We start from the raw sequence: 25,003 nt of genomic DNA, 5'->3' as shown, positions 1-25,003 counted from the left end.
CGCCCGATCCCTGGTGGAGTGTCCCAGATGAAAACGGTGCGTCGGTTCTGCGCGGTGGCGGCGGTGGTTGCGCTGGTGGCGCCGGTGGCGCGAGCCCAGGACGGCCCCAAGCCCGGCCCGGAGCACGAGTTGCTCAAGAAGATGGAAGGCAACTGGGACCTGGTGATGAAGTTCGGCGGAATGGAGACCAAGGGGACGGTGGTCTACAAGATGGAGCTGGGCGGGCTGTGGCTCACCGGAACGCTGGAGAGCGAGCTGTTCGGTTCCAAGTTCACCGGCAAGAGCCTCGACACCTACGACGCGACCAAGAAGAAGTACATCGGCGTGTGGGTGGACAGCATGGTCACGCAGCCGATGCTCCTTGAGGGCGACTACGACAAGGACAAGAAGACGCTGACGCTGAGCGGCGACGGCCCGGGCATGGATGGCAAGCCGACGAAATACAAGTCGGTGTCCGCGTACCCGGACGACAACACCATCGACTTCAGCATGTACATCGGGGACGGCAAGGAGCCGGCGTTCACGATCGTCTATAAGCGGAAGAAGTGATCGGGCGACGAGACGGGCCGCGCGACGGATCGAGCCCGCAGCCCCCTCGCACCCAACGACGTGCAAGGGGGCTGCGGGGCTCACGTTCGTGTCGTGCCTCCGGAGCCGGCACCGCGCGGCACGCGAATGACGAGCGACGAAAGACTGCGAAGCGCGTGCGGATCGATACCGGCACCGTACCGCGCAGGCACATCCCCCGACCTTCATTCATGGTCCGGCTGGTAGGTAGTTTCTTGGCGCGCCGCGACCGCGCGGGGGCGGTGCCACGTATCTCGCTCCGGAATCGTCTTTTGTTCGCGACTGGCATTCGCGGTGCATTCAACAGTTCCGCCCGGTGACAGGGGCGCAGGCCGGGTAAGGCGAGCTGGCATCTCCGGCCGCTGTCATGGGATAAGGCGTGAGTGCCCTGCGGACTACCTAGCCGCGACCACGTCAGTCGGTGGGCGTCACGATCAACTGGCGCGGCGCCGACCTCTGCCCGCCCGGCCGGGCACAAGGCACGAGCCAGCCGGCGGAATAACGCGAGCGGCCCGGGATGACTCCCGGGCCGTGTCGCTTGGTGGATGTGAGAGCCTGACGTGATCAGGGCGGCTCAGTGCCCGCTATCGTCGAGGGGCGGCGCGCCGCCGGCGCTGCGGACGTCGTTCTTCTTGGGCGGCCCCTTGGCGACGCTGGGCTTGCGCCCCTTGCAGCTACAGCACCCCTTGCACTGCTTCGGCAGGTTCAGCCCCTGCAGCTCGGACAGCTCCATCCGGGCCAGCCGCACGGCCGACTCCAGGTCCTCGCGGTGCTTCGCCGCCGCGGCCCCGTCGCCCCGCTTGTCGGCCTGCTCGGCCAGCAGCCGGTAGCTCTGCCGCGCGGCCTCGATCTCCGGCTCCCACTCGTCCCGGGACAGCCCCTCGAGCCGCATCAGCCAGGTGGTGTAGTACTGGCTGTTGGCCTGCGCGGACCGGGCCTCGGCCAGCACCTTCGGGTCCGCCGCCGGGTCCGCCGCCATCTCGTCCACCAGCGTGCGGAGGTCACCGTGCGCCTCGGTCAGTTGCTGCGCGAGCATCTGCGCCTTGGCCTTCTCCAGCCGCAGCTTGCGGGCCTCGGCGGCGCGCCCGTCCGGCAGCGCCTTGAGCGCCTGGTCGAACGCCTCGACCGCCGTGGCGTAGTCCTCGGCCGCCACCGCCTGTTCGGCGGACGCCACGTGCAGCGCCACCCGGTCGAGCTTGCGCCCGTCCACCCCCGGCCCGAACCAGTGCGCCACCGCGGCGCCCACGCCGAGCAGCAGCCACCCGGTCAACAGCAGAACGCGAAGCGCCATCGAACCGTCCTCCGCGACAAGGGAATCGGAATCGCGCCAACAAACGGATCAATAATACCGTATCCGCCCCGGCGCGTGAAGAGATTTTGTCGGAATCTCCTTCGAATGTGCCGGTGAACGTGCGTTATCCCTTGCCGAGTACCAAGTCCACCACCCAGCACCCGCGGACGTGTGGTTCATCACCCCGGCAGTGGTCGAGCACTTCGGGGCTGTCGCACCCGGCGTCCTGAAGTGCGTCCGCGAGGATGGGCATGGCGCCGAAGTCGCGAGATTCGTACATCTGGCGGGCGAGCGCGAGGGCGGTGTCGGTGCGCCAGGAAGGGGAAAACGTAACCGGGCGAAACGGGTTCCCGAAGATGCAATCCACTAGCCACCGTTTAGGCCAGCAAAGGTCAACGGAACTGGCACACTATTCGACACGTTTTAAATGTCCACGGTTGAGTTCCGGCCGGAGCGTCGTGAGATAAGCCAGTTCCGCAGCCGCTGCCAGTCGCTTACAAACGGGTTCGTTCACCCTCCACTCGCCGCCGGTAAGGACCGATTCTCCAAGTGCCCCCATCTCGACAAGTCGGGGAAGGTTCGTCCGTTGTGTGGGGTACTGTTCGTAGAAGTCAGCATCGAAGTCGAAACCGAACGTTGGCGACTCGGCGATCCCGTTGGCTCCTGCCATTTCCTCACCGTCCGCCGCGCCGTCGGCATACCGCTCCGCAATTCCGACAGCTTCGACGCTTGCTGGAGCGTGGAACAGATGGGTAATGTGCCGACACGCAGCGACAAGGTACAGAAGGTATTTCCGACCTGCCTGCTCGGCCCCTAAATGCCGGAGAAGTGCCATTGGGTCAGTCGCTACTAGCCACTCTGCTTCCGTCATACCGCACCTCCGTCCCCAGCATGACCGATCCGCGCCAGGTTACAAGCCGAACGGCGGTCGGAGCGGTGCCGAGCAGTCGGTCTACGGGCTCCGCAGAAAAAAATGCAAGGACGGCGCCCTGCCCGGGAAACAGTAGGTAACGATGAGGGCGTCACCGAGGTGCCGACATGATAAACGCTCACGCCGGTCCACTCGCCAGCCGGCTCCGCGGGGTTGTCGTGGGCCGGGACGGCGGCGAACCGTCCGACGACGAGTTGCTCGGGCGCTACGTTCGGTCCGGCGATGCGGAGGCGTTTGCACATCTGGTTCGCCGGCACGGGGCGATGGTGTGGGGCGTCTGCCGCCGACTGCTGTCCGACTATCACGCCGCTGAAGATGCCTTCCAGGCCACGTTCCTGGTCCTCGTCGCGCGGGCGAGCGCCGTCGCGCCCCGGGACCGGGTGGCGAACTGGCTGCACGGGGTCGCTTACAACACCGCGCTCAAGGCCCGCGCGCGGGAGGCCCGGCGGCGCACGCGCGAGCGGCTCTCGGCGGCGCCCGCGGAACCGATGGCGCCGCCGGTGCCCGATTCGTCCGACCTCCGACCGGCCCTTGATCGCGAGTTAAGCGGTCTGCCGGCCCGGTACCGGGAAGCGATCCTCCTGTGCGACCTTGAGGGCCGAACACACGCCGAGGCCGCCAGGCAGTTGGGGTGCCCGGAGGGCACGATCGCCGCCCGGTTGAGCCGGGGGCGGGCGATGCTCGCCGGCCGGCTGTCCCGCCGCGGCATCACACTGTCCGTCGCGGCACTTGCGATCGAACTGGCCGCCGGTACGGCCGCCGGGGCCATACCCCCGCGGCTGATCCGGCGGACCGTTGACACGGCCGAACTGGTCGCGGCGGGCGGGGCGCTACCCCCACACGTCGCCTCGCTCACACACGGGGGATTCAAAGCCATGCTGCTGGAGAAATGGAAGGTTGCGTTGGTCGGAAGCGCCCTGCTGGTGGCGCTGGCCGTCGCCGGAGCGGCCGAACACACCGGCCCGCCGGTCGTCTCCCGTGCGGGCGCCGGCCGGATCGCGGCGCGCCCGGCGCCGGTCCGCGTCGCGCCGCCACGCGAGGAGCAACTGCTCGTCACCTCGTTCCACGCTGCTGATGGCGTGGCCGAGGTGTTCAAACCCGATGGCACCCCGGCTCGTCGGCTGTCGATGGGGGAACTGGGGCATGTGTGGCGTCCCCGGTACTCGCCGGACGGCACCCGCCTCGCGGTTACCAAGGTGGGGCCGTTCGTTCCGAACTCCGGTCCGTGGGCCTCGATCGACCTGCACGTTTTCGACCCCGCCAGCAAGGACGGGCCGGGTGAGCCACTGATTTCCGGCATGCGGTGCATGTTCTTCGCGTGGCACCCGGACGGGACGAAGCTGTACGTGTCGCACCTGCCCCCCGACGTGAAGGACGTGGCGGCGGACAAGCCGGCGCCGGTCGCGACGTGGGTGTACGACCTGAAGACGAAGAAGAAGGCCCCGCTGGAGTTACCGGCCGGGTACGGGATCGTCGACGTCTCGCGCGACGGGAAAACCCTGCTGGCGGTTACCATGACGCTCAATGATGTCTACCCGAGCCGGACGTACCTGATACCGGTCGCGACCCTGAAGCCGCAACTGCTCACCGAGAAGCGGTTCGATGGGCAGCGGCTTTCGCCGGATGGGAAGTCGGTGCTGGGGGTTCGGGTCGAAAAGGACTTGGTCCCATTGACACGGTCGCTGACGGTGGTGGCGGTGGCCGATGGGTCCGAGCGGGCGGTCAAACTGCCCGCCGGCGCGGACAGGGTGTATCAGGCGTGTTGGTCCCCGAACGGCCGGCGGATCGCGTTCCACTGGTGCGAGGAGGTGCCTGTGGAACCGAACCAGGTGTTGGGCGTAGAAGGGGGAAAAGGGTGGGCCGATCGGGTGACGGTGGCCGATCCCGACGGGGGGAACCCGAAGACGATACTGACCTCGGACGGTAAACGAAGTGTTTCCGGGCTGGACTGGAAGTAACGGCGCCGGGGGTGCCACGGGCGAGCGGCCGCAAGCCAGACGGGCGTGGGTGGTTCGGTGCGGAACGGTGAAGAAGTGGCGGAACCCGGCGTCGCGCCGCCCCAGGAAGGTCTTCACCCGGTCCCACCCGAACACCTCTTGCAGGAGTTCGATGTTCGCCGACCCGCGCTCCCGTTCCTCTCGTGCGAAATCCCGGACGCCGATGCCGAACGCCGCGGCCAGTCGCTGCGTGGTGCCCGAGCGGTACGGACGGAGAACACCGGGTTAACGACCGTGCGCCTTGGCCGCCGGCGCATCCCCGCCCCGGTTGTCGCACTGACGGTTCCCCGCCGCCGGTTCGGCTCGCGGCTTCAGTTCTCATTGCAGGGCTCTGAGCAGAACCCGTAGTACGCACGCTGCGTGCGCCGGTCGTAGGTCGCCGAGTACGTGTTCGGCACGCCGCGCTGCAACGTGCTACCGCCGAGTCCGTCGGTGACTTCAACCACGGTGGCCCGGTCGCCGAAACCCGACCGCGGCCAGATCGTGATGCTCCCGACGATCGGCTCTGGGTTCCACCCCTGTCCTACGGCCCAGGCCACGAAGTCGTGCTCCGTGATCGCGAAATCGACGGCGATTACCGTCTCGGGGGTGCCGGTGCTGGTAGAAGCGAATGTCCGACGCTTGCGGGGGGACATCGAGCTGAACCCGGCCCACAACCTCCGTGCGGGTCAGGTGCTCGCCGCGGCTGCGGGTCAGCCACCGGGCTAAAGGTGCGTGGGTCGCGACCACCAGCAGAACCAGCACCCCGCCCGCAATCCGGAGACAATCGCGTTGCCGAGATTGATGGCATGTGCCACGCACCGGGGCATTCGCTTCTAACTGCGCACGGGGTTGCACAAGAACCGCTCCTCTGTGTCGGGCGCGGCGCTCACCGGCCCGGCTGTGGTTTCCGTGTGCGGCAAACGCGATCGGTGAGCCACGGGAAACGAACTACGTGTTCGGGGCCGGGCCGGCACCGTCGCTCCCCTCTCCCAATTGCGCCTCAAGCGCCGCGAGGCACGCATCTTGCCCGCGGAGCGCCGCACGCAACCGCCGGGCCGCTCGCTCCCCCCGGCGCTCCGGTCGCAGCCCCGGCCAGTTGGGCGCGTGGCGGGCCACCTGCTCCCAGACCGGGAGGAACCCGGCTCGTTCCTCTCCGAGTGTGACCGCCCGGCGGTACGCGATCAAGTACCGATATACCCACTGCGTGCGCACCAACGCCCACGCGGCGGAACCGGGCGGCGGGAACTCGTCCGACCAAATGAGCCCGTCGGACATCAAATCGTAGCGGCTGCGTGCCGTCGGATCGAACGGCATCCGGTCGAGGACGGCCAGGGCACCCGGGGAGAACTGGGGCAATTCGAACGATTCCATCACGCGCCCTCATTCACGGTCCGGTTGCGGGTGTCCGCTCTGGGCTGATATCGTTGTGGCACAGACAGAGATGTCTGTACAGCCTTCTCGTGGCACAGACAGGAATGTCTGCCACAAAGGCATCAGCCCAAAACGGACACCCGCAACCGGACCGTGAATGAGAAGTGACGAGCGAACGGACGGGCGCGCCGACCGCCAGTGGGCGGTGCCACGTACCCCACTCCCTGGCGGTCGCGGCTCGTCAACAGGAAGCGACACTACCACCCGGCGCGCCGCCTCACGCCGCGATGCGCCCGGACGGGAGCGGCCCGCGGTCGAGGTTCCGGCGCTCGCGCACGACGTAGGGGCGCTTGCCCTGGCTCTCGTAGTACACGCGGGTGAGCACCTCGCCCATCAGCCCGAGCGACACGAACTGCACCCCGATCAGGCTCGCGACCGCCCCCAGCAGGAAGAGCGGGTTCTGGGTCATTCCGGGGCCGGTGGTGTACTTGATCACCACGCTCGCCGCCACGCTCACGAACCCCGCGAACATGCACAGCAGCCCCAGCCCGCCGAACAGGTGCATCGGGCGGGTCTGGAAGCTCCCCTGGAACTTCACCGTCATCAGGTCGAGCATCACCCGCACCGAGCGCGTCAGGTTGTACTTCGACTGGCCCGCCGTGCGCGGGTGGTGGCGCACCGGCACCTGCGTCACCTTCGCGCCCTGCAGCATGATCAGCGCGGTGATGAACCGGTGCATCTCGCCGTACAGCACCAGGCCGTCGAACACCTCGCGCCGCACCGCCCGCAGGGTGCAGCCGAAGTCCTTGAACGGCACGCCCAGCACCTTGCGGATGAACCAGTTGGCCACGAAGCTCGGCACCTTGCGCAGCAAGAGCTTGTCCTGCCGCTTCTGGCGCTGGCCCAGCACCGCGTCGTACCCCTCGTCCAGCTTCGCGAGCATCAGCGGGATGTCGGCGGGGTCGTTCTGGAGGTCGCCGTCCATCGTCACGATCACGTCCCCGGTCGCGGCGTCGATCCCGGCCTGGGTCGCGGCGCTCTGGCCGAAGTTGCGGCGCAGCCGGACCACCTTCACCCGGGCGTCGCCCCGGGACACGGCCTCGAGCAGCGCGAACGTGTCGTCCGCGCTGCCGTCGTCCACGAAGACCAGCTCCCACGGGCCGGTTCCCGCGCCGTCCAGCGCGGCGCGGACGCGGTCGAACATCGGGCGCACGTTGTCCCGCTCGTCTTTCACCGGCACGACCACGGACAGCAGGCCCATCGGCGGGCTCCTCAGGAGATGGTGAGCGGGACCGCGAGCGGCTCGGACCCGTACTGCACGAACGCGGTGTCGAGCAGCTCGATCGGTTCGCCGTCGATCAGGTCCGCGTGGAACTGGTACGTGCCCGGGGGGAGCGGCGGCACCCCGCAGGCGAACTCGACCGCCTCGCCCGGCGCGACGACGCGGGCGAAGTGGCCGCTGTACGACCGGTACATTCTGGTGCCGTCCGCCGCGGTGACCGTGTGGCACAGCCGGATGCCCCCGCGCCCGGTGTGGAACCGCCACGGCTCGATCGAGGTGTTCCGCGCGCGGACGGCGACCCGGACGCCCCGCCCGGTGGGGAAGCTGGTGCCGCTGGCGAGGGTCAGCTCGGCGCGGTACGGACCCGGGCAGTAGTCGGTGTTCACCCACTGCCGGAAGCGCTCGGGGGCGTGCGGCTCCCCGCGCCGGGCCAGCCACGCCTCGTAGTAGTCGAAGAAGGCGTCGAGCACGGCGGTGCGGCCGACCGCGACGTGCCCGTACCGCGGCCACAACTGGCGCCGGGCGGTCGCGAGGTCGGCGTCGGTGTGGAGCAGCACCGCGACGGTGGACGCCAGCCCGGTGCGGTCCGCCCCGCGCTGGCAGTGGAACACGATCGGGTACGCGGTGTGGTCGAGCACCTCGACGAGGCGCCGCACCTCCCCCGGGGCCGGGAACCGCTTGGCGGAGAACGTGATGTCCTCCTGGTTCACGTTCGCCGCGTGCGTGGTGCGGCACTCGCCGAGGTACCAGGCGGTGTCGGTACACACGCCGCGCAGGTTCACGACCGTGCGGACGCCCTTCTCGGCGATCAGCTCGCGGAGCTGCTCCGGCTTGAGCTGGGCGGTGCGGTACACGCGGCCCGGGATGACAGTGTGCTCGTTGGTCCGCACCACGACCCGCAGCACCTCCGCGCCGAGGCCGAGCGCGGCGGCCCCGCCCGCGAGCTTGAGGAGCCGGCGGCGGGTCAGCCGGCGCGCGGGGGCCGGCGGCGGTGGTGGTGGGGGGAGTTCGGGTGCGTCCATGCGGGCGGGAGAATGCCACAAGCCGCGCAAGAGGGGAAGGCCAAGTTGCGCGCGCCCGTGTTACGCTCCAGCGAGCGCCGCACGCTCGCTCCGCAACGGCTTACGACGAGCGCCGGGCGGCGGCGTGTTCGAGCACGGAACGGTTCTGCGATTTTTCCGCGGGAAAGTTGTTGACTCTCGTAGCGGGGCGAGGTAGAAACTCTTCAGACCGGCCGCGGGCATCGAACTGAATGGGCGACAGTTCGGTAGTTCGCGGCCGGTTCTTTTATTTTGTGCTCGGTCACATTTCCGCACGAAACCTCACCAACCCGGCTCTCAAGTTTCGCACGTGTAACCCTCGTTACACCTTCACACTCCGCGCGCAGGGCTGACTCAAGCTCACCGCCCCGCCCGGCCGATACAGCGAAAACGACCGATATCAACCGATCACCGACGGCCCGCGTATGAGTTCCGTTAGCTCCGGCTCCGCGCTGTACATTCGCAAGGTTCGCGGCATGGGTCGCGGGGTGTTCGCCGGGCGCGATTACCACCGCGGCGAAGTGATCGAAGTGTGCCCGGTGATCCCGCTGCCGGACCCGGCGCCGACGGACCCCGGGCGGGTGCTGGAGCGGTACGTGTTCTGGTGGGGCGAGAACGGCCGGGCCATCGCGCTCGGCTACGGGTCGCTGTACAACCACTCGGCGAGCCCGAACGCCCGCTTCACGCCCCGGGAGTCGCGGACCGACATCGTGATCCGGGCCATGCGCGACATCACCGCGGGCGAGCAGATCATGATCGATTACGGGTGGGACGAGGCCGACTTCGCCGCCCTCCTGAGCCCGCCGCCCGGCTGAGCGGCTGATACACGATCCGGTTACGGGTGCCTGCTTTGGGTTTGTTCTTGTGGCACAGACATTCCTGTCTGTGCGGCGCGAGAAGACTGCACAGACAGGAATGTCTGTGCCACAAGAAACAGACTCAGCCACCCGGACCGTGAATGAGGGTGTCCGGAGCGCATCCCGGTGATCTTTGGGTTGTGCCGGTCGGCGTTGACCGAGACGAGCCGTGAGAGGCGTTGTCATCAGGTTAATGAGGGGATAGGGCCGCACCGGCGTTGCGCGAATCACGCGACCGAGCATGAACCCGGTTCAAGCGCGGAGCCGACTTGCGGACCTGTCCGCGGGGGCGGCGAACCGCATTCGGCACGCCGTCCATCAGCGGGCGGACGAGCGCGTCGGCGGCGCCCAGTAAGACACTTCTTCACCAGCTCACCCAGTCGGGACGTTCACATCCGAGCCGAAGGCAGCGCTGCCGAGGAACTCATTCGCCACAGGTCCGTGCGTCGATCGTGCGAACCGCGGAGCCCGGTGCCATCAGGTAGATAGGGGAAGGTAAGGGCCGCAGCGGGCGCCGTGCGAAGCGCGTGACCAAGGTTCCACCACGCGGGGCTGTAACGGGGGTTACACCCGCGGCACGAGCGGCATCGGCGAACGGGGCGGGTGACGGGACACGAGCTACCGCTGCCGCTGGCGATTCGCTACCCGTTCGCTGGTGCCTTGCGACCAACGAATCGCGCCCGCAAAACCCGGATAATGCTCCTGACCGAACATCGCTCGGTTTCCGTTCGACGAGAATGAAAACGGCGCAACATGTTAATGCGAAATCTATTGTGGCAGAAAATCTTGACGGGTGCCGGTCACCGCGGCTTCGCGGTAGTCGCTTTCGCCCAGCCACCAGCCGCGCACCTCCGGCTCGGCGCCGCCCAGACCCACAATCACGTGGACGACGGTCTCGCCGTAGGTGTTATTGGCGAGGTCGCGTGCGCTCGGCACCGGGGCGGACGCGGGGTGCGAGTGGTAGACCGCCAGCAGTTCCAGACCGCCCGCCCGCATCGCGCGGAACGCGTCGAACATGCCGCGGGCGTCCGTCAGGTAGTCGGTCGGGCTCCGCAGCGCGTTCCGGATTGGGAACCGCGCGGTCGCCACCCCGGCGCCGGCGTCGATGGTGCCCGCGAGCAGCCCGCAGCACTCGAAGGGGAACTCGCCGCGGGCGTGCGCGACCACTTCGGCGCGCAGGGCGTCGGGAAGCACGAGGGTGGTGAACGGCGGCATGAAGGGGAACTCCGTGTGCAACGCCGGCCGAGTTCCGTAATCCTATCCGTCAGCAGCTATCAAGGGACACCGAAATGACCACCGTTGCCGACCTGAAGGGCCAGACCGTTGCGTTCGCCGCGAGCGGGGGGCTCGACTCCTGCACCGTCACCAAGTGGCTCACCGAGAGCGGCGTCAAGGTCGTGTGCTTCACCGCCGACATCGCCCAGCCGGACGAGTCCAACTTCGACGAGGTCGGGACCCGGATGCGGGCCTGCGGGGCCGCGGACTACGTCGCCATCCCGCTGCACGAGATGATCGCCGAGAGCGGCCTGGAGGTGATCCAGTTCCAGGCGAAGTACGAGGGCAACTACTGGAACACCACCGGCATCGGGCGGCACGTCATCGTCGCCGGGATGATCCCCGAGATGAGGAAGCGCGGCGCCACCGTGCTGAGCCACGGGGCCACCGGCCGCGGCAACGACCAGGTGCGGTTCCAGCTCTGCACCAACATGCTGGCCCCCGAGGTCACGGTGTACGCCCCGTGGCGGGACCGCGAGTTCCTCAAGCGGTTCCCCGGCCGGTCCGAGATGATCGACTACTGTAACGGCCACAAGCTGCCCATCAAGGCGAGCAAGAGCGCGCCGTACTCCACCGACGCGAACCTGCTCGGCCTCACCCACGAGGCCGGCAAGCTCGAGCACCTCACCACCGAGCCGTGGTTCGTCACCCCGGGCATGGGCGTGCTCCCGAAGGACGCCCCGGACGCGCCCGAGAGCGTGACCGTGCGGTTCGAGCAGGGCCGCCCGGTCGCCATCAACGGCACGGCGACGACGGCGTTCCAGGCGATCCAGACGGCCAACGCGCTGGGCGGCAAGCACGCCGTCGGGATCGCGACGCACCTCGTCGAGAACCGGTTCGTCGGGATCAAGAGCCGCGGCGTGTACGAGGCGCCCGGGATGGAACTGCTCGGCACCGCCTACGCGTACCTGCTGCAACTGGTGCTGGACCGCCGCAGCCGCGAGCTGTTCGACCACCTGTCGCAGTTCGTCAGCAAGCAGATCTACCAGGGCTACGGGTTCGACCTCGCGACGCACATGGCCCGCTCGGCGCTCGCGCCGATCACGCGGCTCGCCACCGGCACCATCAAGCTGAAGCTGTACAAGGGCCGGGCCGAGTTCGAGGCGGCGGAGGACGTGCCGCACCAGTTGTACTCGGAGGCGAACGCGAGCATGGAGGCGATCGGCTCGTTCGACCACGCCGACAGCGAAGGGTTCTTGCGGGTGCTCCAGGTGAGCGCCCGCGCCCTGGCCGCCAACCACCAGGTCACCGCGCCGGCGTGGGCCGCGCGATAACCACACCGTACCGCCCCCGCCGGTGCCGCCCCCTTCCTCTCCGGGGCGGGAAACAAGGCAAAAGGGCGAAGTCAAAAGCTCAAAAGCAGAGCACCCGTTTTGACTTCGCTCTTTTGCCCCGGTCTTGCACCCCGTCGGGGTGCCGGGCGTGGCACAGGGCGCGCCCTGGATGCCCAACTCTCCAGTACGCACTCGGAACTTCTAACCGCTTCTGAGACCCCAACATGCCTCGCGTTTTCGCGCTCCTCGCGCTGCTCACGTTCGCCCACATCGGTGCCGCACAGGGCACCAAGCAGGACTACGAGCGCGCCAACTCCGTCGGCAAATGGACCGCCGGCAAGGTTACCGCCACGAAGGTGGCGCCCAACTGGACCCCGGACGGTCAGCAGTTCTGGTACCAGAACGCCAATAAGGAGTTCGTGCTGGTCGATATGGTCAAGGGCACGCGGGAGGTCGTCGCGGAGGACAAGCTCCCGAAAGACGCCAAGCCCACGCCCCCGCCCAAGAAGAAGCGGTTCGACGCGGCCGACGAGGGCGGCGACACGTTCGTGCGGCTCGCGCAGCCGCCCCGCCGCGGGGCCGAGTCGCCCGACGGGAAGTGGGCCACGTTCCTCAAGGACTCGAACGTCTGGCTCCGCGACACCAAGACGAAAGAGGAGACGCAGCTCAGCACCGACGGCAAGCCCGGCGACAGCTACGGAACCGTGTTCTGGGCGCCCGACTCCCAGAAGCTGATCGCCATCAAGACCAAGGCCGGCGGCGACCGCAAGGTGACGCTGGTCGAGTCGTCGCCGCGGGACCAGCTCCAGCCCAAAACCTCCACGCTCAACTACCTCAAGCCGGGCGACCCGATCCCGCTGTCCAAGCCGCACCTGTTCGACGTGGCCGCCAAGAAAGAGGTCGCCACCTCGGACGAGCTGTTCCCGAACCCGTGGGACACCGGGTTCGAGCACTGGGCGCCGGACTCGAAGCGGTTCTACTTCACGTACAACCAGCGCGGCCACACGGTCATGCGGCTGCTCGCGATCGACGCCGAGTCGGGCAAGGTCACGGCGGTGGTGAACGAGGAGTGCAAGACGTTCTTCGACTACGCCAACAAGCTCTTCGTCCAGTACCTTGACGACACCAACGAGGCCGTCTGGATGAGCGAGCGCGACGGCTGGAACCATCTGTACTTGATCGACCTCGCCACCGGGAAGGCCCGCAACATCACGAAGGGCGAGTGGGTGGTCCGCGGGGTCGAGCGGGTGGACGTGAAGAACCGCGAGGTGTGGTTCCGGGCGCTGGGGGTTCACCCCGATCAGGACCCGTACCACGTCCACTTCTGCCGGATCAAGCTCGACGGCACCGGGCTGGTGAAGCTCACCGACGGTGACGGCACCCACACGGTCGAATACTCCCCGGACCGCAAGCACCTGATCGACACCTACTCGCGTGTGGACCTGCCACCGGTGGTGGAGTTGCGCCGCACCGCGGACGGCAAGAAGGTGTGCGATCTGGAAAAGGCCGACGCCGCGGAGCTGCTCAAGACCGGCTGGCGGTACCCGGAGCGGTTCGTCGCGAAGGGCCGCGACGGCACGACCGACATCCACGGGTACATCGTGCGCCCCAGCAACTTTGACCCGAGCAAGAAGTACCCGGTCATCGAGCACATCTACGCCGGCCCGCACGACCACCACGTGCGCAAGGGGTTCAGCCCCGCGCCCTACGAGCAGCGGATGGCCGAGCTCGGGTTCATCATCGTGAAGATCGACGGCATGGGCACCAACTGGCGCAGCAAGGCGTTCCACGACGTGTGCTGGAAGAACCTCGGCGACAGCGGGTTCCCGGACCGCATCCTGTGGATCAAGGCCGCGGCGGAGAAGTACAAGGAGATGGACCTGTCGAAGGGGGTGGGCATCTTCGGCGGCTCGGCCGGGGGCCAGAGCAGCACCCGGGCGGTGCTCGCGTTCGGCGACTTCTACACCGTGGCGGTGAGCGACTGCGGGTGCCACGACAACCGCATGGACAAGATCTGGTGGAACGAGCTGTGGATGTCCTGGCCGGTCGGCCCGCATTACGCGGAGCAGTCGAACGTGACCCAGGCGCACAAGCTCAAGGGGAAGCTGCTGCTGGTGGTCGGCGAGCTGGACCGCAACGTGGACCCGGCGAGCACGCTCCAGGTGGCGAACGCGCTGATCCGGGCCGACAAGGACTTCGAGCTGCTGGTGGTGCCGGGCGGCGGGCACGGGATCGCGGAGTCGCCCTACGGCAGCCGCCGCCGGATGGACTTCTTCGTGCGCAACCTCATGGGCGTTGAACCCCGCGCGCGCTGAATGTGGTAAGAGTCATTTTGACAGGATCAACAGGATACACAGGATTGAAAACACGGCATTGTCTTGATCCTGTGTATCCTGTCGATTCTGTCGAAATGACTTTCGAGCGATCCAAATAGCTCCGCGATTGATGTTCGTTTTTTGAGCCCCATAGGGACGAACAGGTAACAAAGAGTTTTGACAGGATCAACAGGATATACAGGATTGAAAGCACAGCACTGTCACGATCCTGTTTATCCTGTTGATCCTGTCAAAATTGCCTTGCGAGCGATTCGATGTGGAACCTGTTCCAGGAGCGCGGGATCGTGTGCGTTGAAGCGGCCGGAGCGGTTCGCACCCACCCGCGCCCGCGTGCGATCCTGCCCGGGTCGTTCAACCCGCTGCACCACGGGCACACCGGGCTCGCCGCTATCGCCGCGGCGCGGCTCGGGGTCGAGGTCCACTTCGAACTGTCGGTCCAGAACGCGGACAAGCCCGAACTGCCGCCGGACGAGGTCGAGCGGCGGGTGAAACAGTTCGCCGGGGTCGGACTGGTGTGGGTGACGCGGGCGGCGGCGTTCGAGAAGAAGGCCGACCTGTTCCCGGGCGCGGCGCTGGTGCTCGGGTGGGACACGGCGGTCCGCGTCGTGAACCCCAAATACTACGGCGGCGAGGCGGGCCGCGACCGCGCCTTGCGGAAGCTCATCGACCGCGGGTGCAAGCTCGTGGTCGGCGGGCGGCTCGACCCGGGCGGGGCGTTTCGGGTGTGGGAGACGCCGGGCGAACTGGAGGCGTTCGGGGAACTGTTCGTGCCGCTCACGGAGGCCGACTTCCGCGCCGACGTTTCCAGCACCGAGTTGCGGCGCCAGATCGAGGGCGGCGCCGCGCCAACGGGTTGAGTCAGGTGCGTGGCTGGTTTGTGGCTCCCTCGGGCCGCAAACGTCCCGCCGGCAACTTCTGGTGTTTTGCTTGGCGGATGGTTGTGTCGCGGCCCGACGCGCCAGCCAGCGGACGGGACGTCCGCGGTCCCAGGGAGTCACAAACCGGCCCGCTTCACCCCCGCCCCAGCACCCCGGCGATGACCGCGTGGATCTGAGCCGCGTACCCCTCGGTGGTGTGGCGCGAGCGGGCCAACTCCCAGCCCGCTTCGCCGTGTGCCCGGGCCAGTGCGGGGTCGGCGACGTAACGCGCCATGCACCCGGCGAGCGCGTCGGGGCCGCCCTTGTAGAGGAAGCCGGTGCGGTCCGGCGCGATCAACTCGCTGGTGCCGCCGCTGTCGTACCCGATCACCGGGCGGCACACCGACATCGCCTCCGCGGTCACCCGACCCATCGCCTCGTTCCGCGAGCACATGAGCGCCGCGTCCGCGGCCAGGAACGCCCGCTCCGGGTCCGGGATGTAGCCCCAGAACTCCACCCGGTCCGCGACGCCGAGCCGCGCGGGGAGCGCGCGGCACTCGTCGAAGTACGCCTGGTCCCCGGTCGCGCCCGACCCGCCCACGAGCAGCAGGCGCGTGTCGGGGAACCGCTCGGCGAGGCGGGCGAACGCCCGGATCGCGATCGCCTGCCCCTTGCTCTCGCGGAACCGGCCCACCAGCACGAAGGTGAACGGCTGCCGGCGCCCGCGGAGCGCGTCGGCCGCCCGGCGCCGCTCGGCGAACGTGGCCTCGTTCCCGACCCCGTTGTAAATGACGTGCGAGTTCCGCACCTTCCGGTTGCCCAGGAAGGCTTGCTTCAAAGCGTGCGACACGAACACGGTGGCGTCCGCGGTGCGGAACACGAGCCGCGACAGGCTGGGGCCGAGGTCCGGCCACAGGTCGTAATCACGGTCGCCGAACTCGCGCAGGTGCCACACGTGCGGCAGGTCGAGTTCGGCCGCGGCCATAGCCCCGATCGCGAACACCGACGAGTTCGAGTAGACGAGGTCCGTCCCCCACTCACGGAGTTGCGCGGCGACGGCCCGCAAGCGGCGGACGTTTCGGAGCGCCCGCCGCGCGACCCCGTCGGCCGTGCGGTCGGTCGAGACCCACCACTCGAACGGCAGCACCGCGACCGGCACCCCGCCCCGCTCCAGAGCGCCGAGCAGATCGCCGGATTCGGGGCAGATCACGTGCGCGCGCACCCCGTGCCCGCTCAGCCCCTCAATGAGGTTCAGCAGGGACAGGTTGGCCCCGTACAGCTCGGTGTAGTGCGTGATGAACGCGACCCGCGCGCCGGGGCGCGGGTCGGTCGGCGGACGGACGGACATTGGCAGCGTGTCCTGTGCGCGGGCGAGCGCGGGGCGGGTTCAGCTTTCGAGGGTGGCGTCGAGGGTGATCTTGGCGTTCAGCACCTTGGACACCGGGCACCCGGCCTTCGCCTTGCCGGTCAGCTCCTCGAACTTCGCCTGATCCGCACCGGGGATCTTCGCCTTCAGGGTGAGGTGGACCGCGGTGATCGCGAACCCGTCGGGCTGCTTGTCGAGCGTCACCTCGGCGGTGGTCTCCATGCGCTCGGCGGTGAGCCCGGCCTCGCCCAGGATGAGCGACAGGGCCATGGTGAAGCACCCGGCGTGTGCGGCGCCGATCAGCTCCTCGGGGTTGGTGCCCGGCTTGCCCTCGAACCGCGCGGCGAACCCGTAGGGGTAGGCGCTCAGCGCGCCGCTCTTGGTGGAGATGGCGCCGCGCCCGTCCTTCAGCCCGCCCTGCCACACCGCCGAACCTTGGGTCTTCATGGGTGTCTCGCTCTGCGTGCTCGTCGTGGTGCCGGAACAATGGGCGCCGGGGCATTATAGGAACCGCCGCCCGAAGGCGACGGTCGCCGCGGCGCCCGCTACTTCAGCACCTCGAGCTTCACCTCCTTGAACCGCACCTCGAGCGGGCCGCCGCTGTGCAGTTGCAGCCCGACCACGCCCCGGCGGGCCAGCTTCTCGTCCTCGTAGTCGGTGCAGAGGTGCCCGTTGATCCAGATGCGGACCCGGCCGCCCACCGCCTCCACCACGTAGTCGTTCCAGTCGTCGGGCTTCACGAACTTCTCGCCGCCCTCCTTCGCGAGCAGCCCGCGGCCGCTCTCTTCGTACAGCTTGCCCCACCACCCGGCGCCGATGTCCGCCTGCGGCCCGCGCATCTCGCCGTCCGGCAGCGGCACGCTGCGGAACTGGATGCCGCTGTTCTCCTTGTTGGGGCTGAGCTTCACCTTCAGCGCGAGCCGGAAGTTCTCGACCGCCGCGTGCGATTTGAGGAACGTGTTCCGCTTCAGCCCGGCCTTCGAGCGGCCCACGATCTCGCCGCCCTCCACGCTCCAGAGGCCCGCCTCGCCGTCCCAGTTGCTCAGGTCCTTGCCGTTGAAGAACTCCTTCGCGTTGTCCGCGTTCGCGAGCAGCGGCACCTGGGATTCGGTTTGCAGGTACGCGACCAGCGACCGGAACTCGAACTCGCTCACCTGCCGCAGGATGTCGTCGGGCATCATCGACAGCTCCGACGGCTTCCGACTCGCCACGTCCCCCGCCGGGATGGTCAGCGTCTCGCGGTCGGTGACCACGGTGAGCAGCCCGTTCGCCTCGCCCTTCACGATCCCGGTGACGACACGGTCGTCCGCCAGCACGAGCCGGGTCGCGGCGTACTCCTTGGGGATGACCGCGCTGGGGTCGAGGATGTTCTCGAGCAGGTAGTCGACGCTGCCGCGGTTGGCGCCGGTGATCTCCGGGCCGACCTTCCCGCCGGTGCCGTACAGCGTGTGGCACTGCTGGCACGTCTTCGCGAACACGGTGCGGCCGAGGTTCACGTCGCCGGCGGGCACCGCGGCTTTGGTGAGCTTCGCCTTCCACTCGCCGATGAGCCGCTTGCGCTCCGCCGGGGACTCGCGCACGACGCCCCACAGGTCCGCGATCTGCTTGTTGAGGGCCGCGTCGTCGTACCCGCGGAGCTGGCGCACGACCTCGGCGGGCACGTCGGCGGCCGGGAGCTTCTTGGCGGCGACGGCGCTCATCAGTTCCTTGGCGAACCCGGGCCGGGCCGCCAGCGTGGCCACCGCGTCGCGCTTCTCCGCGAGGGTGAGCGCGGGGTACTGGGCGAGGACCGCCGCCGGCGTCCGGGCGTCATCGAACGCGGCCAGCGCCCGCAGCGCGGCGCCGCGCAGGTCCTTGTCGGTCAGTGCGGCTTGCAGCAGCGGAACGGCGGCGGCGTCCTTGGCGTCCACGAGCGCGGTGAGGGCCGCGAGCCGGGCCGCGGGGGCCGCCTTCGCGTCGCCGAGCACCTTGCGGAGCGTCGCGAGCGCGCCCTTGTCGCCGAACACCGCCGCGAGGCCGAGCGCCTGCTGCCGGACCGCGCCGTCGGGCGACTTCATGAGCGCCTCAAGGGCCGCGCCCCAGTCCTTCGGCATCGGGAGCGCGCGCTTGCCCCTCGCCCCCTCTTGCAACCCGCGGAAGTACGCGAGCCGCTCCGCGTCGGTTTTCGCCCCCGCGAGCGCCCCCGTGAGCAGGTCGAACGCCGCCGGCGTGCCGAGCGCGCCGACCCGTCGGGCCGCGCTCTGGAACACGAACGGGATCTTGCCATCAGCCGCAAGATCGAGCGCCTTCGCCGGTGCTTCGGCGCACAGCGGCTCGAGCGCGTACCAGTAGAGATACGGCAGGTTATGGTCGGTCGCGTCTTCGGGGTGGGCGAGGAGTTGGCGGAGCAGGCCCGCGCGTTCGGCGGTTCGGATTCGTAACGCGGCGGAAGCGAGTGCCAGCCGGACCACGGCCGATGGCGCGTTCGCGTCAACCTTTCCGAGGTTCGTCGCGTCCAGACGAGCCCCCTCCGTTCGGCCGGCGTACTCCTCGGCGATGAACCGGACCGCCCACGCTCGGACGAGCGGGCTCGCGTCTTCCGTTGCCTTGATGAGCCCCTGGGCGTTGTCACGGCCCAGCGCTTGTAAGGCCCAAAGCGCCTTGACCCGATTTAATTCATGCTTGTCCTCGCGCAGAATCCGGCCCAGTTCACTCACGGCGTCCGGCCGGAGGGTTCCGTTCGCCGCGCGCTCCTGAAGCACGCGCCGGGCGGTGCGGGCGTACCAGTCGTTCTCGTGCGACTGGTACTTCACCAGTTCCTCGTCGGTCGCCTTCGACAGGTCCACGCCCTTCGCCGGCTTCGCGTCCTTGTGGCTGATCTTGTAAATGCGGCCGTTGGTGCGGTCCCACTTCTCGGGCTGTGTAAGGTGGCAGATCTGCTGGTCGTACCAGTCGAGCAGATACACGTTGCCGTCCGGGCCGCTCCGGAGCGCGAGCGGAATGGCCCACTTGTCGTTCGTGAGCAGGAAGTCCGGGTTCCGGTCCGCGACGTACCCGCTGCCCTTCGGCGTAACTACGTCCACGTTGAGCCGGTGACCGTGCAGGTTCCCCATGAACAGCTTGCCGTGGTACTCCTTCGGCCACGCGCCGCCCTGGTAGCACAGCAGGCCGGCGTGCGCGTGCCCGCCGCCGACGCTGTCGCTGCGGCCGTTCCCGCCGTGCGGGGTCGCGCCGGCGTAGTGCCGGTGCAGGGCGATCGTCCCGATCTCGCCGTAGGTGTACGGGTTGAAGTCGGTGCCCGCCTGGCGCTGGTAGCGGGCGCCCGGGATGATGTGCCACATGTGCGGGATCACGCACGCCTCAATGAAGAAGTCGCCGTGCGCGTTGTAATCCAGCCCCCACGGGTTCGACGTGCCCCGGGCGAACACCTCGAACGTGTGCTTGGTCGGGTGGTAGCGCCAGATGCCGGCGTTGATCCGCTGCCGCTCGGCGTCCGGGGCGCCGGGCTTGCCGACGTTCGAGTGCGTGAACACCCCGTGGCACCCGTACAGCCAGCCGTCCGGCCCCCAGATGAAGCTGTTGAGCGTTTCGTGGGTGTCCTGGTAACCCCAGCCGTCGAGCAAGACCTTCGGCTCGCCGGCCTTATCGGTCTCCTGGTCGTGCGGGATGAACAGGAAGTACGGGGCGGCCCCGACCCACACCCCGCCGAACCCGACCTCGATGCCGGAGGCGAGGTTCAGGCCCTCGAAGAACACCGTGCGCTTGTCGAACGTGCCGTCCCCGTCGGTGTCCTCGAAGATCAGGATCTTGTCGCCCTTGGCGCGGTCCTTCTCCGGGAGCACCGGCCCCGGCTCGGGGTTACGCCGCGGGTACACGTAGGCCTCGACGACCCACAGCCGGCCGCGGTGGTCGGTGCAGAACGCGATGGGCTGGTGGACGTCCGGCTCGCCGGCGAACAGCGCGACCGAGAAGCCGTCGGGCACGGTCATCGCCTTCGCGGCGTCGAGCGGCTTCAGCCCGGCGTGCTTGTACGTGTCCGCGACGGCGGGGGCGACGTGGGCGCGCTCGGGGAAGCTCGGCTTCTTCGCGTGGAACCGGAAGTCGTCGAAGTTGATGTGCCCCCACCCGCCGGCGTGCCGGTCCACGACCCGGACGAAGATCTCCTTGTCCTTGTGCTTCGTGAGATCAACGGCGACGCGGGCCATGTCTTCCACCTCGGTCCCGGTGGCGCGGAAGATCACGTCCTTACCGCTGACCAACTCAACGCACGTTTCCGTCGCGTGCTGGCCGCCGCCGACCAGGAAGCTGGCCCACGGGTGCGTCACCTTGAACGGGGCGCTGGTGAGGGCGCCGGTGGGGCGGTCGCCGGCCTTCTCGTACCCTCCGATCCAGAACCGCCCTTGGTGCCGGCTCTGCATGTCGCCGCGCCGCGCCTTCACCGTATCGTCCCGGACCGGCTGCCCCTTGAAGGCGGCGCCGTCGAGGGTCCAGTCCTTCAGGTCGCCGGTTTCGAAGTCGAGGTTCAGCGGCTTGCCGTCCGCGCCGAGCGGGAGCACGCCGAGGTCGTTCGGCACCGGGTCGGCGACGGGCAGGAGGAGCGCGGCGGAGAGAATAGCGGTGAACACGAAGGGATCTCATGGGAGGGCGGCGGGGCCAGTGCCGCGGCCGTGACCGGTGGGGGCGGGCCGGTCGCAGCCGGCGCCCACGCCGGAAGTGTACACGACCCGCCCCCGGGTCCGCCAGCGGGTATCCGCTGGCCCGCTTGCGGCCGCGCGCGCCGCGCGGTACGCTCGTCGCCTCCCACCCCGCCGAAAGGTCCCCACCCGATGCGCCGGCTCCTCCCGTTCGCGGCCCTCGCCGCACTCGCCGTCACTCTTCAAACCCCGGCCGCCGACGACTACGCGCCGGGCGAAGACTCGGTGCCCCACGCGGGCGTGCCCAAGGGCACGGTCACACCGTTCCGCTGGAAGACGAGCAAGGTGTTCGAGGGCACCGAGCGGGACTGCTGGGTGTACGTGCCGGCGCAGTACGACGGCAAGACCCCGGCGTGCGTGATGGTGTTCCAGGACGGCAGCGCGTATGTGGGCGAGAAGGGCGCGTTCCGCGCGCCGGTCGTGTTCGACAACCTGATCCACAAGGGACAGATGCCGGTCACGGTGGGGGTCTTCATCAACCCCGGCAAGTTCCCCACCCCCAAGCGCGAGGAGAAGGACTGGCGCTCCAACCGGAGCTTCGAGTACGACACCGTTTCGAACCAGTACGCCCAGTTCCTTGAGAAGGAGATCCTCCCTGAAGTCGGGAAGACCGTGAAGCTTCGTACCGACGCGGACGGGCGGGCGATCTGCGGGCTCAGTTCGGGCGGGATCTGCGCGTTCACCGCCGCGTGGGAGCGGCCCGACCTGTTCTCGAAGGTGCTGTCGCACATCGGCAGTTTCACCAACATCCGGGGCGGCGACGTGTACCCCGGGCTGATCCGCAAGACCGAGAAGAAGAAGATCCGCGTGTTCCTTCAGGACGGGACGGGCGACCTCGACAACCTGCACGGCAACTGGCCGCTGGCGAACCTGTCGATGGCCGCGGCGCTGAAGCACATGGACTACGACTACCGGCTCGTAATGGGCGACGGGGCGCACAGCGGCAAGCACGGCGGCGCGATCCTGCCGGACGCGCTCCGCTGGCTGTGGCGCGACACCCCGCCGGCGAAATGACCCGGAAGCAGGCGTTTCGATTCCACCGATTCGTTGGGGCGTCTCATGGCACGATTCCTCATTGCGGCGTTACTCCTGGGGGTTGCTCCGTTCGCTCGCGCGCAGGATACGACGCTGTCGCAGATCCTCATCGATGGTGAGGGGTGGAAGAAGGCTGAAGGGCGGGCGGTGAAACCGAAAACGGTCGACCCTTTAGAGGTGCTCGGGGCCGGGGTCTGGGACGGCCAAGCTCCGACCGTTGCAGTGAGATCGCCGGACGGCCGGACCGTGTTCGTTGGGTTCGGAGTCAGTCGCGCGGTTTGGGCTTATTCAGCAGACGGAGATGCCGATTTGGCCACAGCCGCACCTTACTGTCCACTTCAAGTACGACGAGGGCACGGTGGCGGGCCGGTTACGGGCCTTGCCGTCGATAAGCACGGGCGCATTTACGCGGCTACGGAGATTGGCGTGCAGGTGTTCGATTCAATGGGCCGGCTGTGCGGTGTGTTGACACCTGCGGCCCCCGGCTCGGCTGAGGCGCTGGGGTTCGAGGGCGATCGGCTCACGCTCTGGATCGGCGACGCCAAGTACACGCGGCGGCTCAGCACCTCCGGGGCGAAATGAAACTCCCCGCCCCGGTCCGGCGAGTGCGCCAGAGCGGGGCGGGGGAGAGGTTCACGCACGACTGACATTAGAAGTCGCTGAACCCGTCGCCGCCCATGGCGTCCAGTTCGTGCCCGCCCCCGTGCCCGTTGCTGCCGTGCCGCTTTAGGGCCTTGGATACCGCCGGCCGCGGCTTCTGTCCCGCCGACCGCTTCGCCGGCCGCGCCGCCGGGGCCGAGCCGCCGGCGCCGAGCTTGAACCGGCTGACCAGCTCGCGGAGTTGCGCGGCCTGATCGGTGAGGGACTGCGCGGTGGCGCTCAGTTCCTCAGTTTGCCCCGCGTTCCGCTGGGTGGCAGCATCCATCTGGCTGACGGCCTTGTTCACCTGCTCGATGCCGATGGACTGTTCCTTGCTGGCGGCGGCGATCTCGGTGACGATGCCGGTCACCCGCTTGACACTGGTGACGATCTCGGCGAGTGTGTCGCCCGATCGGTTCACCAGCTCGGTGCCCGCATCGACCTTCCTCACCGAGTCCTGGATCAGCCCCTTGATCTCCTTGGCCGCGGTGGCGGACCGCTGGGCCAGGTTCCGCACTTCCGACGCCACCACCGCGAACCCGCGCCCCTGCTCCCCGGCCCGGGCCGCTTCCACCGCCGCGTTCAGCGCCAGCAGGTTGGTCTGGAACGCGATCTCATCGATCGTCGTGATGATCTCCGCGATCTTCTTCGACGACCCGTTGATCGCGCTCATCGCTTCGACCGCGCTGCCCACCACATGGCCGCCCTTCTCGGCCACCTCCTTCGAGCTGTCCACGAGCTGCCGGGCCTGCTGCGCGTTGTCCGCGTTCCGCCGCACGGTGGCCGTTATTTCCTCAAGAGAGGACGCCGTTTCCTCCAGGCTGCTGGCCTGTTCCTGCGCTCCGGCCGAAATCTCGTCGCTGGCGCTGGACAGTTGCCCGGACGCGTCGGCCAACTGTTCGGACACCTCTTGCACACCACCGAGGGCCACGCGGACGCTGGCCACGGCCTCGTTCAGTGAGCGGGCCAGCCGGCCCACGTCGTCGCCCCCCAGGTCCGGGATGGTGACGGTGAAGTCCCCTGCCGCCAGCGCTCGGGCCACGGCCATCACCGCTTCCACCTTGCACTGGAGTTCGGCCGCGGCGGCCTGCTCGCGGCCCAATTGCTCAGCCGCGGCGGCCTGCTCGCGCTCCAATCGCTCCCGTTCGGCCGCCGCCTCCCGCGTGAGCCGCTGGGCCTCGGCCGCGGCGCGGGCCCGGTCCGCCTCTTTGGCGGCCCGCAGCGCGTCGATGGTCGTGTTCAGCGCCGCAGCCAGCCGCCCCACCTCGTCCCGGGTGCCCACTTGGGCGTGCCGCGACAGGTCCCCGGAGCTCGCGGCCTCGAGCACCGTGACGCAGCTCTCCAGGGGCCGGACGATCGAGCGCGCCACCAGCAACCCGACCGCGATGCTCAGGCCGGCGGCAACCAGGGTGCAGGCGCGAAGTTCTGACTGGACTTGGCCCACGGCCGCGTTGCCGTCCTCGTTGATGTCCTTGGCCACCTCGGCCACGGTCTTCACCAGCTCGTCCATGCTGGCGGTCGCGGCGTCGAACTTCTGGTCCCCGTCGACCACCGCCGCCGCGACCGCCTCGGCCCGGCGCGCGCGGTCCTTGTCGCCGGCCGCCCAGTAGTCGCGGATCGCCCCCACCGTGCGGTCAGTGGCGGCGAAGTAGGCGTCCATCGCGGCCCGCACCTTGTTCAGGTCCGCACGCTCGTCCCGGCCGCTCCGCGAGGTGCGCAGCACTGTTGCGGCGTACGCGCTCAGCCCGTCGGTGATCTGCTTGCGGTGTGGGGTCTGCTCCTCAACGAGCCGCTCGGCCGCGTGCCGGTCCTGGGCCGCCGCGGCCCGCACCACCCCGTTCCGGTAGCGGGCCAGGTTGACCGACGACTTGGCCAAATCGGTTCCGGCCGTGGTGTAGTCGGCGTACAGGATACGCATGCGCTCGCGCGACTGAGAGAGGCCGTCGGAGCCGAGCGCCCCGCTTGCCACCACCACCACGCACACAGCGGCGAAGCTGAGCAGCAGGCGGGTGGCCACCGACCTGTCCAGGAACCATTTCATGCGTCACCGTTCCGATGCGCCCCTCTCGGCCAGCGGGCACGGCCCGGACTGGCCACCCGGAGGAGAATGAGGGCGCGGTACTTGCCGGGATTCTCCCTGACACGCTTATCGGGAATCTGCTGTGCGGATTTGTCACACCGCGCCCGACCGGGATCGTGGGACGTATCACGGGGCCGCGGCACGTGAGTG

The 25,003-nt window shown here is 68.7% G+C and carries 20 protein-coding genes; 8 read left to right on the top strand and 12 right to left on the bottom strand.

Annotation, left to right across the window (positions count from 1 at the left end; all coding sequences use genetic code 11):
* Positions 1 to 27: 27 nt before the first annotated feature.
* Positions 28 to 549 carry a DUF1579 domain-containing protein gene (locus GobsT_RS29615; protein WP_010043514.1) on the top strand — a complete coding sequence of 174 codons (522 nt, stop codon included), beginning with the start codon at positions 28 to 30 and terminating at the stop codon, positions 547 to 549.
* Positions 550 to 1,141: 592 nt separating this feature from the next.
* On the opposite strand, the gene GobsT_RS29610 is transcribed toward GobsT_RS29615, so the two are convergent.
* The 3 genes from GobsT_RS29610 to GobsT_RS29600 all read right to left on the bottom strand — a co-directional run bounded on the left by GobsT_RS29610 (position 1,142) and on the right by GobsT_RS29600 (position 2,729).
* Positions 1,142 to 1,858: a DNA repair protein RecN gene (locus GobsT_RS29610; protein ID WP_010043515.1), complete on the bottom strand. Its 717-nt coding sequence runs from the start codon at positions 1,856 to 1,858 to the stop codon at positions 1,142 to 1,144.
* A gap of 124 nt (positions 1,859 to 1,982) precedes the next feature.
* Complete coding sequence (locus GobsT_RS29605) at positions 1,983 to 2,225, bottom strand: hypothetical protein (protein WP_010043518.1); 243 nt, start codon at positions 2,223 to 2,225, stop codon at positions 1,983 to 1,985.
* 42 nt (positions 2,226 to 2,267) lie between these two features.
* Entirely contained in the window at positions 2,268 to 2,729 is a 462-nt protein-coding gene (locus tag GobsT_RS29600) for a hypothetical protein (RefSeq protein ID WP_109570783.1), read from the bottom strand.
* Positions 2,730 to 2,896: 167 nt separating this feature from the next.
* On the opposite strand from GobsT_RS29600, the gene GobsT_RS29595 reads away from it, so the two are divergent.
* Positions 2,897 to 4,747 carry an RNA polymerase sigma factor gene (locus tag GobsT_RS29595; RefSeq protein ID WP_010043522.1) on the top strand — a complete coding sequence of 617 codons (1,851 nt, stop codon included), beginning with the start codon at positions 2,897 to 2,899 and terminating at the stop codon, positions 4,745 to 4,747.
* A 350-nt stretch (positions 4,748 to 5,097) separates the two neighbouring features.
* On the opposite strand, the gene GobsT_RS29590 is transcribed toward GobsT_RS29595, so the two are convergent.
* The 4 genes from GobsT_RS29590 to GobsT_RS29575 all read right to left on the bottom strand — a co-directional run bounded on the left by GobsT_RS29590 (position 5,098) and on the right by GobsT_RS29575 (position 8,443).
* Positions 5,098 to 5,421, bottom strand: coding sequence for a hypothetical protein (locus GobsT_RS29590; protein WP_010043526.1), 324 nt, complete (start codon positions 5,419 to 5,421; stop codon positions 5,098 to 5,100).
* A gap of 295 nt (positions 5,422 to 5,716) precedes the next feature.
* On the bottom strand, positions 5,717 to 6,139 hold the full coding sequence (locus GobsT_RS29585; RefSeq protein WP_010043528.1) for a hypothetical protein: 423 nt from the start codon (positions 6,137 to 6,139) through the stop codon (positions 5,717 to 5,719).
* 277 nt (positions 6,140 to 6,416) lie between these two features.
* Complete coding sequence (locus GobsT_RS29580) at positions 6,417 to 7,400, bottom strand: glycosyltransferase family 2 protein (protein ID WP_010044721.1); 984 nt, start codon at positions 7,398 to 7,400, stop codon at positions 6,417 to 6,419.
* A gap of 11 nt (positions 7,401 to 7,411) precedes the next feature.
* Positions 7,412 to 8,443, bottom strand: a complete 1,032-nt coding sequence (locus GobsT_RS29575; protein WP_010044724.1) for a tyrosine-protein phosphatase — start codon at positions 8,441 to 8,443, stop codon at positions 7,412 to 7,414.
* Positions 8,444 to 8,886: 443 nt separating this feature from the next.
* Between GobsT_RS29575 and GobsT_RS29570 the strand changes: the two genes are divergently transcribed.
* Positions 8,887 to 9,276, top strand: coding sequence for an SET domain-containing protein-lysine N-methyltransferase (locus GobsT_RS29570; protein WP_010044726.1), 390 nt, complete (start codon positions 8,887 to 8,889; stop codon positions 9,274 to 9,276).
* Positions 9,277 to 10,086: 810 nt separating this feature from the next.
* Here the strand turns inward: GobsT_RS29570 and GobsT_RS29565 are convergent.
* Positions 10,087 to 10,533, bottom strand: coding sequence for a M67 family metallopeptidase (locus tag GobsT_RS29565; RefSeq protein WP_010044736.1), 447 nt, complete (start codon positions 10,531 to 10,533; stop codon positions 10,087 to 10,089).
* A 74-nt stretch (positions 10,534 to 10,607) separates the two neighbouring features.
* Between GobsT_RS29565 and argG the strand changes: the two genes are divergently transcribed.
* The 3 genes from argG (at position 10,608) to GobsT_RS29550 (ending at position 15,060) form a co-directional block, all read left to right on the top strand.
* Positions 10,608 to 11,867 carry an argininosuccinate synthase gene (gene argG / locus GobsT_RS29560; protein ID WP_010044738.1) on the top strand — a complete coding sequence of 420 codons (1,260 nt, stop codon included), beginning with the start codon at positions 10,608 to 10,610 and terminating at the stop codon, positions 11,865 to 11,867.
* Positions 11,868 to 12,091: 224 nt separating this feature from the next.
* Positions 12,092 to 14,182 carry a DPP IV N-terminal domain-containing protein gene (locus tag GobsT_RS29555; protein WP_010044740.1) on the top strand — a complete coding sequence of 697 codons (2,091 nt, stop codon included), beginning with the start codon at positions 12,092 to 12,094 and terminating at the stop codon, positions 14,180 to 14,182.
* A gap of 275 nt (positions 14,183 to 14,457) precedes the next feature.
* Positions 14,458 to 15,060, top strand: a complete 603-nt coding sequence (locus GobsT_RS29550) for a nucleotidyl transferase family protein (protein WP_010044743.1) — start codon at positions 14,458 to 14,460, stop codon at positions 15,058 to 15,060.
* Positions 15,061 to 15,214: 154 nt separating this feature from the next.
* On the opposite strand, the gene GobsT_RS29545 is transcribed toward GobsT_RS29550, so the two are convergent.
* From GobsT_RS29545 to GobsT_RS29535, 3 genes are all read right to left on the bottom strand, one after another.
* Complete coding sequence (locus GobsT_RS29545) at positions 15,215 to 16,408, bottom strand: glycosyltransferase family 4 protein (RefSeq protein ID WP_010044749.1); 1,194 nt, start codon at positions 16,406 to 16,408, stop codon at positions 15,215 to 15,217.
* 39 nt (positions 16,409 to 16,447) lie between these two features.
* A complete protein-coding gene (locus GobsT_RS29540; protein ID WP_010044751.1) occupies positions 16,448 to 16,873 on the bottom strand; it encodes an OsmC family protein in 426 nt (141 codons plus the stop codon).
* A gap of 98 nt (positions 16,874 to 16,971) precedes the next feature.
* Positions 16,972 to 21,030: a PVC-type heme-binding CxxCH protein gene (locus GobsT_RS29535; RefSeq protein WP_010044754.1), complete on the bottom strand. Its 4,059-nt coding sequence runs from the start codon at positions 21,028 to 21,030 to the stop codon at positions 16,972 to 16,974.
* 201 nt (positions 21,031 to 21,231) lie between these two features.
* Here GobsT_RS29535 and GobsT_RS29530 point away from each other — a divergent pair, with 201 nt between their 5' ends.
* Positions 21,232 to 22,113: an alpha/beta hydrolase gene (locus GobsT_RS29530; RefSeq protein ID WP_010044756.1), complete on the top strand. Its 882-nt coding sequence runs from the start codon at positions 21,232 to 21,234 to the stop codon at positions 22,111 to 22,113.
* A 447-nt stretch (positions 22,114 to 22,560) separates the two neighbouring features.
* Positions 22,561 to 22,716 (top strand): hypothetical protein, encoded by a 156-nt coding sequence (locus tag GobsT_RS38265; protein ID WP_010044759.1) that lies wholly within the window; start codon positions 22,561 to 22,563, stop codon positions 22,714 to 22,716.
* Positions 22,717 to 22,783: 67 nt separating this feature from the next.
* Here the strand turns inward: GobsT_RS38265 and GobsT_RS29525 are convergent, their stop codons facing one another.
* Positions 22,784 to 24,814, bottom strand: coding sequence for a methyl-accepting chemotaxis protein (locus GobsT_RS29525; RefSeq protein WP_109570784.1), 2,031 nt, complete (start codon positions 24,812 to 24,814; stop codon positions 22,784 to 22,786).
* Positions 24,815 to 25,003: the final 189 nt, after the last annotated feature.

Origin of the sequence: Gemmata obscuriglobus, from assembly GCF_008065095.1 — a bacterium.
Lineage (GTDB): Bacteria > Planctomycetota > Planctomycetia > Gemmatales > Gemmataceae > Gemmata > Gemmata obscuriglobus.
This window is presented reverse-complemented; position numbering and strand designations above follow the sequence as displayed.

What these genes read in the sequence shown, in the direction of transcription:
- GobsT_RS29615 (WP_010043514.1), top strand. Translation starts at nt 28, where the DNA reads ATGAAAACGGTGCGTCGGTTCTGCGCGGTGGCGGCGGTGGTTGCGCTG.
- GobsT_RS29610 (WP_010043515.1), bottom strand. Translation starts at nt 1,858, where the DNA reads ATGGCGCTTCGCGTTCTGCTGTTGACCGGGTGGCTGCTGCTCGGCGTG.
- GobsT_RS29600 (WP_109570783.1), bottom strand. Translation starts at nt 2,729, where the DNA reads ATGACGGAAGCAGAGTGGCTAGTAGCGACTGACCCAATGGCACTTCTC.
- GobsT_RS29595 (WP_010043522.1), top strand. Translation starts at nt 2,897, where the DNA reads ATGATAAACGCTCACGCCGGTCCACTCGCCAGCCGGCTCCGCGGGGTT.
- GobsT_RS29590 (WP_010043526.1), bottom strand. Translation starts at nt 5,421, where the DNA reads ATGTCCCCCCGCAAGCGTCGGACATTCGCTTCTACCAGCACCGGCACC.
- GobsT_RS29585 (WP_010043528.1), bottom strand. Translation starts at nt 6,139, where the DNA reads ATGGAATCGTTCGAATTGCCCCAGTTCTCCCCGGGTGCCCTGGCCGTC.
- GobsT_RS29580 (WP_010044721.1), bottom strand. Translation starts at nt 7,400, where the DNA reads ATGGGCCTGCTGTCCGTGGTCGTGCCGGTGAAAGACGAGCGGGACAAC.
- GobsT_RS29575 (WP_010044724.1), bottom strand. Translation starts at nt 8,443, where the DNA reads ATGGACGCACCCGAACTCCCCCCACCACCACCGCCGCCGGCCCCCGCG.
- GobsT_RS29570 (WP_010044726.1), top strand. Translation starts at nt 8,887, where the DNA reads ATGAGTTCCGTTAGCTCCGGCTCCGCGCTGTACATTCGCAAGGTTCGC.
- GobsT_RS29565 (WP_010044736.1), bottom strand. Translation starts at nt 10,533, where the DNA reads ATGCCGCCGTTCACCACCCTCGTGCTTCCCGACGCCCTGCGCGCCGAA.
- argG (WP_010044738.1), top strand. Translation starts at nt 10,608, where the DNA reads ATGACCACCGTTGCCGACCTGAAGGGCCAGACCGTTGCGTTCGCCGCG.
- GobsT_RS29555 (WP_010044740.1), top strand. Translation starts at nt 12,092, where the DNA reads ATGCCTCGCGTTTTCGCGCTCCTCGCGCTGCTCACGTTCGCCCACATC.
- GobsT_RS29550 (WP_010044743.1), top strand. Translation starts at nt 14,458, where the DNA reads ATGTGGAACCTGTTCCAGGAGCGCGGGATCGTGTGCGTTGAAGCGGCC.
- GobsT_RS29545 (WP_010044749.1), bottom strand. Translation starts at nt 16,408, where the DNA reads ATGTCCGTCCGTCCGCCGACCGACCCGCGCCCCGGCGCGCGGGTCGCG.
- GobsT_RS29540 (WP_010044751.1), bottom strand. Translation starts at nt 16,873, where the DNA reads ATGAAGACCCAAGGTTCGGCGGTGTGGCAGGGCGGGCTGAAGGACGGG.
- GobsT_RS29530 (WP_010044756.1), top strand. Translation starts at nt 21,232, where the DNA reads ATGCGCCGGCTCCTCCCGTTCGCGGCCCTCGCCGCACTCGCCGTCACT.
- GobsT_RS29525 (WP_109570784.1), bottom strand. Translation starts at nt 24,814, where the DNA reads ATGAAATGGTTCCTGGACAGGTCGGTGGCCACCCGCCTGCTGCTCAGC.